The sequence below is a fragment of the Thalassorhabdus alkalitolerans genome (genome assembly GCF_042656525.1).
Taxonomy (GTDB): domain Bacteria; phylum Bacillota; class Bacilli; order Bacillales; family Marinococcaceae; genus Thalassorhabdus; species Thalassorhabdus alkalitolerans.
This window is the reverse complement of record NZ_JBHSOZ010000002.1, coordinates 547,175-556,340: the sequence shown is the minus strand read 5'-3', so window position 1 is coordinate 556,340 and position 9,166 is coordinate 547,175. Positions and strand designations below refer to the sequence as shown.

10 protein-coding genes, 1 tRNA gene and 1 other RNA gene are annotated in these 9,166 nt (G+C 43.6%); all 12 read right to left on the bottom strand.

Annotated elements, in window-relative coordinates:
* Nucleotides 1-329 precede the first annotated feature (329 nt).
* Nucleotides 330-596, bottom strand: a complete 267-nt coding sequence (locus ACFPU1_RS02610; RefSeq protein ID WP_385938204.1) for a pro-sigmaK processing inhibitor BofA family protein — start codon at nucleotides 594-596, stop codon at nucleotides 330-332.
* 333 nt (nucleotides 597-929) lie between these two features.
* A complete protein-coding gene (locus ACFPU1_RS02605; RefSeq protein WP_054636230.1) occupies nucleotides 930-1,148 on the bottom strand; it encodes a YaaL family protein in 219 nt (72 codons plus the stop codon).
* A 14-nt stretch (nucleotides 1,149-1,162) separates the two neighbouring features.
* Nucleotides 1,163-1,759: a recombination mediator RecR gene (gene recR, locus ACFPU1_RS02600; protein ID WP_100400521.1), complete on the bottom strand. Its 597-nt coding sequence runs from the start codon at nucleotides 1,757-1,759 to the stop codon at nucleotides 1,163-1,165.
* A gap of 17 nt (nucleotides 1,760-1,776) precedes the next feature.
* Nucleotides 1,777-2,088 carry a YbaB/EbfC family nucleoid-associated protein gene (locus tag ACFPU1_RS02595; RefSeq protein ID WP_385938199.1) on the bottom strand — a complete coding sequence of 104 codons (312 nt, stop codon included), beginning with the start codon at nucleotides 2,086-2,088 and terminating at the stop codon, nucleotides 1,777-1,779.
* A gap of 24 nt (nucleotides 2,089-2,112) precedes the next feature.
* Entirely contained in the window at nucleotides 2,113-3,816 is a 1,704-nt protein-coding gene (dnaX, locus tag ACFPU1_RS02590) for a DNA polymerase III subunit gamma/tau (protein ID WP_385938196.1), read from the bottom strand.
* A gap of 163 nt (nucleotides 3,817-3,979) precedes the next feature.
* Nucleotides 3,980-4,245: signal recognition particle sRNA large type (gene ffs, locus ACFPU1_RS02585), an RNA gene on the bottom strand.
* 99 nt (nucleotides 4,246-4,344) lie between these two features.
* Nucleotides 4,345-4,500, bottom strand: coding sequence for a YycC family protein (locus tag ACFPU1_RS02580; RefSeq protein WP_083465382.1), 156 nt, complete (start codon nucleotides 4,498-4,500; stop codon nucleotides 4,345-4,347).
* Nucleotides 4,501-4,564: 64 nt separating this feature from the next.
* A complete protein-coding gene (gene tadA / locus ACFPU1_RS02575; RefSeq protein WP_385938257.1) occupies nucleotides 4,565-5,059 on the bottom strand; it encodes a tRNA adenosine(34) deaminase TadA in 495 nt (164 codons plus the stop codon).
* Nucleotides 5,060-5,153: 94 nt separating this feature from the next.
* Nucleotides 5,154-5,246 (bottom strand) — tRNA-Ser (locus tag ACFPU1_RS02570).
* A gap of 127 nt (nucleotides 5,247-5,373) precedes the next feature.
* Nucleotides 5,374-6,309 carry an oligopeptide ABC transporter permease gene (opp4C, locus tag ACFPU1_RS02565; RefSeq protein ID WP_385938192.1) on the bottom strand — a complete coding sequence of 312 codons (936 nt, stop codon included), beginning with the start codon at nucleotides 6,307-6,309 and terminating at the stop codon, nucleotides 5,374-5,376.
* A 10-nt stretch (nucleotides 6,310-6,319) separates the two neighbouring features.
* A complete protein-coding gene (locus ACFPU1_RS02560) occupies nucleotides 6,320-7,285 on the bottom strand; it encodes an ABC transporter permease (RefSeq protein ID WP_385938189.1) in 966 nt (321 codons plus the stop codon).
* Between the two features lie 75 nt (nucleotides 7,286-7,360).
* Entirely contained in the window at nucleotides 7,361-9,142 is a 1,782-nt protein-coding gene (locus tag ACFPU1_RS02555) for an ABC transporter substrate-binding protein (protein WP_385938186.1), read from the bottom strand.
* Nucleotides 9,143-9,166 lie beyond the last annotated feature (24 nt).

Genomic DNA, 9,166 nt, shown 5'->3' with positions numbered 1-9,166 from the left:
TGAAACTAACTTAACTTACTTTAATAGAAATTAACTGACGTTTGACTTTCATTCGATTTTCAAAGGACAATCTAGCAATCTATGAATTGCCGCCTCAACAGCGACTCAATTAATATTATCAGAAGTTGTTTTTAATGTCAACAACTTTTTAATTATAATTGCTGTCCTCAACAGCGACAAGTAATAATATATCATGTCCTTAAAACACATGCAACACTTTTTTTGTATTTTGACTGAGAATGATAAAAAAGAACATTATAAATGGAAGATCACTCACCCATCAAAAAAAAAGCAGGGACTTTTAAGGACCCCGCCTAAACTTTTTCTCTCTATGGAAGAATCAATAAATCGACGACTACGAGAAGTGCCACTCCAGGAATGCCCAGCAACCCGGAGATCGAAACTGTAAAGAGGTTTAAAGGGATATGATAACCCACTGCACTCCCAAAGACATTTAAAAAGAATAAAGCAAGAGCTCCAATCATCAAACGTATGACCCCTTTTCCAATCCACCGAAAGGGCTTAAAGGGCCCAGTGACAAATAAAATAAAAAAGACGAGCAAGCCTAATGCTGAAATAAGTAGTATCGGGTCCACTTTCGTTCACCTAGCCTTTCCACTCACTTGTTTACTCTATATGTATGTCCATCCTAAAAAATCTTTCCCCTTAAAATACCTGTTAGAAGTAAAGGCACTTCAGACTGGTCCTTCCCCTAAAAACAGCAGCCCATATCAGGATAAGCTTTCCTTCATTCATCTTCCATAATCATTAAGGTAAAGGAGGGGAGCGAAAAACAGATATACCGGCTTTACTTCTGCTGACTGCAGAAAAGAGCAAGTGAACAAAAGGGGCCAAATAAATAATACAAAGAAACCCACGCTTTAAAAAAACGTGGGTGCCTCTTCAATATGAAGGATGAAGGTGCTTTTTTACTTACTCACTCCGCTTACCTTCTTTTGTCTTGCTTCTTTTAAGAGAAATAAATACTTGGCTTCTGTAAGCTTAACATCAGCCAACACTTCTCTTGACGGCTCTACACTTTTTGATACAAATGCCTGCTGTCTTTCCAGCTGGTGCTTCATTTCCCCGATTAAACGCACGAGCCTCTCTCTTTCTTTTTGCCGGATTCTTTTCTTTTTAAATAACATCGGCATCCTCTTTCCTATAACTCACGTCGTCCCTCGATCGCTCTTGATAACGTTACTTCATCCGCGTACTCCAGATCTCCTCCTACAGGAAGCCCGTGTGCAATCCTTGTTACCTTAATTCCTGTAGGTTTAACAAGGCGGGAAATGTACATGGCAGTGGCCTCCCCTTCAATCGTAGGGTTTGTTGCCACAATGATTTCAGTCACTGTGTCATCTTGAAGTCTTTTAAGAAGTTCAGGAATTTTAATATCTTCCGGCCCGATTCCCTCCATAGGGGAAATTTCTCCATGAAGCACGTGATACAAGCCATGATACTCGCGCATCTTCTCCATCGCCATCACATCTTTTGAATCTTGCACTACACAAAGAACGGTTTGATCTCGTTGTTTATCCTCACATATCCTGCATGGATCAGTATCTGTTATATGGTGGCATACTGAACAGTACGTCAAATCTCTTTTTGCGTTAACGAGGGCTTTGGCAAAGTCCAGGACGTCATCTTCCTTCATGTCTAACACGTAAAAAGCAAGACGGCTGGCTGTCTTTGGCCCGATTCCCGGGAGTTTCATAAACCCGTCAATAAGCTTTGAAATAGGGGCAGGGTACTGCACCGAACACTCCTCCTAATTTAGAACATCCCAGGCAGGTTCATCCCTTTCGTGAACTTGCCCATATCTTGTTCTACTAACTCGTCTACTTGTTTTAGTGCTTCATTTGTTGCGGCTAGAACCAAGTCTTGAAGCATTTCTACATCCTCTGGATCTACTACATCTTCATCAATTTCAATATCTACAATTCGCTTGTCACCAGAAGCGATAACCTTAACCGCTCCTCCACCTGCTGTCGCCTCAACAGTTTTTTCTTTCAGTTCTTCTTGTGCTTTTTGCATCTGTTTTTGCATCTTTTGCATTTGTTTCATCATACTACCCATATTTTTCATTTCTCACGCCTCCTAATATAGTCACTATTCACTTTCTACAATTTCTATTAAATCAGAACCTACTAATTTAATGGCTTCGTCAACAATCGGCTCCGTTCCTGCCTCGTCTTCTGTCTGGCTGCTGAGCTGGCTCCGCATATAATCTTCCTTAACCTTTTCCCATTGGCCCATAAGAATGGTAATAAGAGTCATCGGCTTCCCGCTGATCGTTTCAATCGCGCTTTCAACTAATGAGCGGAACTTTGAGTCCACCATGTTTCTGTGCATCTCGTTTTGAAATGCCAGGAGCACAGAATCCCCTGTGGCCGCCACCGGCTTAGAATCACTTGCCCAGGCACTGGCCGGGACACTTTCGCTTTTAATTTTATTCATTACTTCCGGCCATTTAGAAGAAATGACTTGAAGTTCCTGTTTCGAAGCCGAACCTAGCATTTCTTTGACTTTGCCCAGTCCGGCTAAATTAACCCCGCCCTGTTTGGAGGAAGAAACAGAAGGCGCCACTCGGGATTTTGGCTGCGATTCTTCTTTTCTTCCTGCAGCGGCAGGCACTCCCTGTTTTTTCAACGTCTCCAGCTCTTTTTCCATCCGGCTGAGCTTCTTGTGTAATTCCTGGACCTCTGCAGAGCTTGTTCCTTCAGCCTGGTTTTCTACATAACAAACATTGATTAAAGATAGCTCCAAAAAAATTTTGGGGTGGCTTGCCCACTTCATCTCCTGATGATAGTGGTTCAACTTATCAATTACTTCATATAACCATGGAGTGTCAATGGACTGGGCTGTCTCCTCGAAGCTTTCCTCCACTCTCACACGGTCAAGCACTTCATCCAGCTCCGGTGCTGTTTTATATAAAAGCATATCCCGGAAGTAATAAATTAAGTCTTCCATAAAGCGAAGGGGATCTTTCCCCTCTCTTATTAATGCGTCTGCTGTCTTGATCGCTTTTGCTGTATCTTTGTCCTTTAATGCCCTGGCTGTATCAGTCAAAAATTGCTGTGACACAGCTCCGGTAATAGCAAGCACATCAGCAGATGTCACCCTATCTTCAGCAAAAGAAATGGCCTGGTCTAACAGACTCAATGCATCCCTCATACCGCCCTCGGCTGCACGGCCAATCAAATGGAGAGCTTCTTGTTCTGCCTCAATATGCTGCTCTTCTAAGATATATTCCATTCGGCCAACGAGGGCCTGGCTGGATATTCGTTTAAAATCAAAACGCTGGCAGCGAGATATAATTGTTAAGGGAATCTTATGAGGTTCCGTTGTTGCAAGTATAAAAACAACATGCTTCGGAGGCTCTTCAAGCGTTTTTAAAAGCGCATTGAACGCTCCTGTAGAAAGCATATGCACTTCATCTATAATGTACACTTTATACCTGATATCTCTAGGTGCAGCCATTACATTTTCACGGATATAACGGATTTCGTCGACCCCGTTGTTCGAAGCCGCATCTATCTCCATTACATCAACAATTGATCCATCTCCTATCCCCCGGCAAGAAGAACACTCATTACAAGGTTCTTTTACGGGAGCGTGTTCACAGTTGATGGCTTTAGCGATGATTTTGGCTGCGCTTGTTTTTCCTGTCCCCCTGGGCCCAGTAAATAAATAGGCGTGAGAGAACTTTTCCTGGATTAGAGCATTCTGCAGTGTCTTTGTAATATGCTCCTGTCCCACCACATCGCTTAGCTGCCGTGGTCTCCATACCCTGTAAAGCGCCTGGTAGCTCACTCCCGTTCCTCCTTTAACCGGCTGACATTCATCCCTAATTATACCGGTCTCAAGCGCATAATTCAAAGCAAGGATACAACCAATTCCGGACTTTTCTTTTCAATAATTTTATGTACAAAAAAACGACCCCGACGGAGCCGTTTGATCATTTCATTTATTAAAGCCGTGCACCTTCTGTTGATAATGCCTCCATAAGCGTTACCTGAACAGTTAGCTAGACCCAGGCGACTCTGCGGCACACGGAAGTGGCCGCTTACTGCTGCTTCCTTCCGGACCTGACAGGGTTCACGGGTTCCCGTTGCGCAGAACCCGGGCGTCAACACCACTTATTCAGGGCAGACCTTACGGAGACAAAACCTCGAGAAGGGATTAAGCCTCGCTATAGCGGATTGCGAGTACAGGGCACCGCTACCTCCCCGCCTAGCACGACAAATTTGATAACATTGTTAGGCGTCAGCATTTCAGCGACGCATTTCTCATTCTACATACTCTTGATACAAAATGCAAGAGGTTCTTCGTAGAAAATTTTTATTTCTCGTTTGCGGTGTTTTCCTGCTTTTTTTCCAATTCAGCAATCTTAGCCATAATCACATGAGGCGGCGTATGCATGATATGCTCTAGCGGCATATTAAGTTTTTCAGCAAGCCTTTGTGCTGTTTCTAAAGAAAATTGATTCGGTTGCACCGTTCTCCCTCCACTTCTAAAACCTCTAAGGTAACTATATCATGAGAAACCAGAGGCAGCCAATCTAAAAAAGGTCAGATTTTTGTCTTTTCTTTTCTTTCTTTTTTTTGCGCAACTCCTGAAAAAAGGAAGTCAATAACAGCCCGCACTCCTCTTCAAGGATACCCGCCCTTACGTCAGCCCGGTGATTGAAACGGGAGTCATCAAGAAGGTTCATCAGCGTACCGGCACATCCTGCTTTTGGGTCGACAGCGCCAAACACTACGCGTGGAACTCTGGCCTGAACCAGAGCCCCCGCACACATAGGGCAAGGCTCTAACGTAACGTACAATGTACAATCTTCCAACCGCCAGGAACCCATATACTCACATGCCTTTTCTATAGCAATCATTTCAGCATGAGCATCCGAACGCTGTCTGGTTTCTCTTTCATTATGACCTCTTGCAATAATTTCCCCTTTAAAAACAATGACGGCACCAATTGGGACCTCTCCCTTTTCCTGAGCTCTAAGAGCCTCATTTATTGCTTCCTTCATAAAACGTTGATCATGTTCCTCCATCAAATGCTCACCACCTCTCTCATCCCAGTAACACTATTTAAGTATAAAAAAGCATACCCTTTGACAAAAGGTATGCTTGTAATAGTAAGTATTATGGCGGAGGAGGAGGGATTCGAACCCCCGCGGGCCGCAAAGCCCCTGGCGGTTTTCAAGACCGCTCCCTTCAGCCGGACTTGGGTACTCCTCCGTGCTTGTTTATGTCTTTTTGGCTGACAAGAACTATAATAGCATAAGGTCATAACCCATGCAAGCAGTTTTCTAAAAAAAATTTAAAATGTAGTAAAAGAGCCGTTCCAACCGGAACAGCTCTTTTGTTATCTTTGGCTTTTAGGATCAAACGCATCTCGTAACCCATCACCGACGAAGTTAATAGATAAGACAGTCAACACAATCAGAAGACCAGGCGGCAGCCAGGCCCATGGCTGATTTGTTAATATATTTAAGCTTGTGGCTTCACTCAGCATAGATCCCCACGTTGGTGTAGGCTGCGGAATCCCAAAACCAAGGAAACTTAATGCAGATTCTAAGATGATCATTTGTGCCATAATGACGGTAGCATTGACGATAATCGGACCGACAGCATTCGGGATCATATGCTTCCCGATAATCCGAAGATCTGAGGCGCCTATTGATCTCGCACTAAGTACGTATTCTTTTTCCCTTAAAGATAAATAATTCCCTCTAATAATACGGGTGATATTTGGCCACGTAATTAAACCTAAAGTCACCACGAATATGAAAATAGTCGTTTCCTCTAAAATAGTTACTACTGTTAACACCATAAGCAAGAATGGAAAGATTAAAAAAAGGTCAGCCAAACGCATAATAGCACTATCCACAATTCCCCCGTAGTACCCAGCTAATGAGCCAAACACAACACCAATCACTGTAACGATAAGGGTAATAAATACCCCTACTTGAATAGACACCTGCCCACCGTACAATAATCGGGCAAAGTTATCTCTCCCTGAACTGTCCGTCCCTAGAAGATTAGTAGAATTTGGATCAGCATGTACGTTTAACAAGTCCGTTCTTGTCGGGTCAATGTCTGTTATTAACGGAGCACTAAAGGATACAATAGTTATTAAAATAAAGATAACGAGACCGATAACCGCTAACTTATTGCGGATAAAGCGCCGCAAAGCGAGTTGGGTGGGACTATAGTGCTTTTCCTTTTCTTGTCCTTCGCTCGGTTCAGGTGCACCTGGGTCTGTGTTATCCATTTGTTCTGTAGATCTAGGATCACTCATGTCTTTCACCTCAATCGTAGCGAATTCGCGGATCAACTACAGCGTAGAAAATATCCGCTAACAAGTTACCGACTAATATCGTAACTCCAACTAATAAATTTATCCCCATTATTAACGGAAAGTCCCTGTTCATTATTCCTGTTAAAAAGAGTTGTCCTAGTCCTGGGAAGTTAAAGGTGGCTTCAATCACTACCGCCCCGCTTAACAGGGTTCCAAACTCAAACCCAAGTAATGTGATGATTGGAATCAATGCGTTTCGAAGGGTGTGCTTATAAAGAACACTGTTTTCTCCTAACCCTTTAGCACGTGCGGTTCGAATAAAGTCACTTCCCATGACGTCTAGCATTTCAGATCTGATGTAGCGCATGTAAATGGCAGTACTTGCCAATCCCAGGGTGATCCCTGGAAGAACTAAATGATGTAATCGATCAATAAAGGCTTCAAACCCTGTCAAACTCGTCGATGATACCGTTCCCTGTGCTGGAAACCACCCTAACTGGAACGAAAAGAAATAAATCGCCACCAGTGCAGCAAAAAAGTTAGGTGTTGCCAGTCCCAAAAAACCAAATGTAGTAGCAGAATAATCTACTACGGTGTATTGCTTACGAGCTGAATAAATCCCTATAGGCAAACCGACAATAATCGTGACAAATAAAGAAAATACCGCTAAATAAATTGTATTGGGCACCCTCGATAGGATAAGCTCCTGCACTGTTCGTCCCGAGTAGTGCAATGAATCACCCAGGTTCCCTCTTGCCACATTAGAGAGCCAATTTGCATATTGAACATGGGGTGGTTCATTTAATCCCAATGCTTCTCGACGCTGCTCTAAAACTTCCGGGTCAATCGTAGGATCGAGCTGCTGGCCTGTTAAAGGATCCCCTGGCGCTAAATACGCAAGGGCAAACACAACAACTGTCACAATAAATAACATCGGAATGAAGACAAGTACGCGCCTTAGTATATACTTGTACATGTTTTCCTCCTTCTCCCTCTCATAGCAATGGCGTGTGGCATATTCACCACACGCCATTTACCATCTTATACAGCCTTATTCGGCGAGGTACCACTCGTGTGTATCTTTGTACATATTGGCAGGGTGTTCAGTAACTCCCTGGAGGCTGTCGACGTATGCAAAGTTATTGATTGGAGACCATAAGAAGACCATAGGAACTTCTTCAGATACATGCTCCGCCCACTCTGCATACACTTCCATTCGGTACTCTTCATCAAATGCTTCTGGAGCTTGTACGCCAGCTGCAATGAGTTCGTCACTATGCTCATCATTCCAGCGCGTATAGTTATAAGCCACATCAGACTGGAAATAGACTGCAGGATCCGGATCGCCAGATGCTAAGCTCCAGCCCATAAGGTAAAGATCCATGCTTCTCTCATCATCCTCAACTCGGTCAGCATGAGCAGAAAATTCACGAGGCTGCTGCACATTTACATTAATACCAATATCCTGAAGGTTCTCCCCGATAACTAAAGCCGCATTCTCACGAGCTTCATTTCCAGTAGGGTATTCAAGGTTCAATACGTATTCTTCTCCATCTGGATCTTCATAGAAGCCATCGCCTGTTACATCTTCAAAACCGGCATCTTCAAGAAGGGCACGTGCCTGATCCGGGTCGTACTCATATTTCACTGGCGCATCTTCATCATATGCCCAGGAAGCTTCCGGGAATGGAGCGTGGAGGACCTCTCCAGAACCATGAAGGAGTCCTTCAATCATCGCTTCACGATTAATACCATAGACAAGAGCTTGACGCACACGCTTGTCTTCAAGTTTTTCGTTAACAATGAAATTATCAGGATCAACTACACCGGCTTCCACATCCTCACTTGGACGGTGAGCCAATTTAAGACCCATGTATTGGTAACCTAAATCTTGAGGCTGGTAAAGGTTCACATTCCCCAGCGCTTCAACACTTTCCACATCATTTGGCACGATTCCGTCTGGTTCAGCCACCATGTGAATCTCACCATTATCCAGTAAACCAGTCATAACAGATTGGTCAACCACTCTCCAGGTCACACTATCAAGATGAGGTCTACCTTTCCAGTAATCCTCAAATGCTTCAAGCTCATAGCGATCCCCTTCTACAGCTGCGGTAAACTCAAACGGCCCTGTTCCAATGATTTCCCCAGGGTTAGAGGAAGCAGAATGTTGTTCCATTTCATCAGCAGGAACATCACCAAACACATGCTCTGGAATAATAAAGAAGCTGGCATCGTATTCTGGTGTTACAGTAGGCTCTTCCCACCGAAATACAACCGTATGTTCATCTACAGCTTCCACACCTTCAAACTCCTCCGTATCACCGGCTTTAAACTCATCATAGCCTAACAGTGAATCTGCATAGCTTGTACGAACACCTGTATATTCTGGGTCAGCGATAGCAGTATAAGTAAACACGACATCGTCTGCAGTAAATGGCTCGCCATCATGCCATACGACATCTTCACGAAGCTGAACAGTCATTTCTGTTTGCTCATCATTTAATTCGTATTCTTCTGCAAGTTCCCCGTAAAATTCTAGGTCTTCGTTCTGTTCAAAAAGCTTTTCATGTGTGAACTCCAGGATATTATTATCATATGAGGATTGATAGTAAATTGGATTAAACTGGTGATCTGGTGCGGAATACATGGCAAGATTTATATTTCCGCCTTCTTGAGGCTCTCCTGCCGTTTCACCGTTTTCTCCATCTGTCTCTGTTTCCGCGCCGTCTTCTGCCGGATCTGCACCTTCTTCAAAATCCTCATCGCCGCCATTACACGCTGACAAGATAAGACCTGTAGATAGTAAAAATAACAAACTTTTATGTTTCATCTTTTGTGACCCCCTTTTATTTTC

What these genes read in the sequence shown, in the direction of transcription:
- opp4C (WP_385938192.1), bottom strand. Translation starts at nt 6,309, where the DNA reads ATGAGTGATCCTAGATCTACAGAACAAATGGATAACACAGACCCAGGT.
- ACFPU1_RS02555 (WP_385938186.1), bottom strand. Translation starts at nt 9,142, where the DNA reads ATGAAACATAAAAGTTTGTTATTTTTACTATCTACAGGTCTTATCTTG.
- ACFPU1_RS02595 (WP_385938199.1), bottom strand. Translation starts at nt 2,088, where the DNA reads ATGAAAAATATGGGTAGTATGATGAAACAAATGCAAAAGATGCAAAAA.
- tadA (WP_385938257.1), bottom strand. Translation starts at nt 5,059, where the DNA reads ATGGAGGAACATGATCAACGTTTTATGAAGGAAGCAATAAATGAGGCT.
- ACFPU1_RS02605 (WP_054636230.1), bottom strand. Translation starts at nt 1,148, where the DNA reads ATGTTATTTAAAAAGAAAAGAATCCGGCAAAAAGAAAGAGAGAGGCTC.
- ACFPU1_RS02560 (WP_385938189.1), bottom strand. Translation starts at nt 7,285, where the DNA reads ATGTACAAGTATATACTAAGGCGCGTACTTGTCTTCATTCCGATGTTA.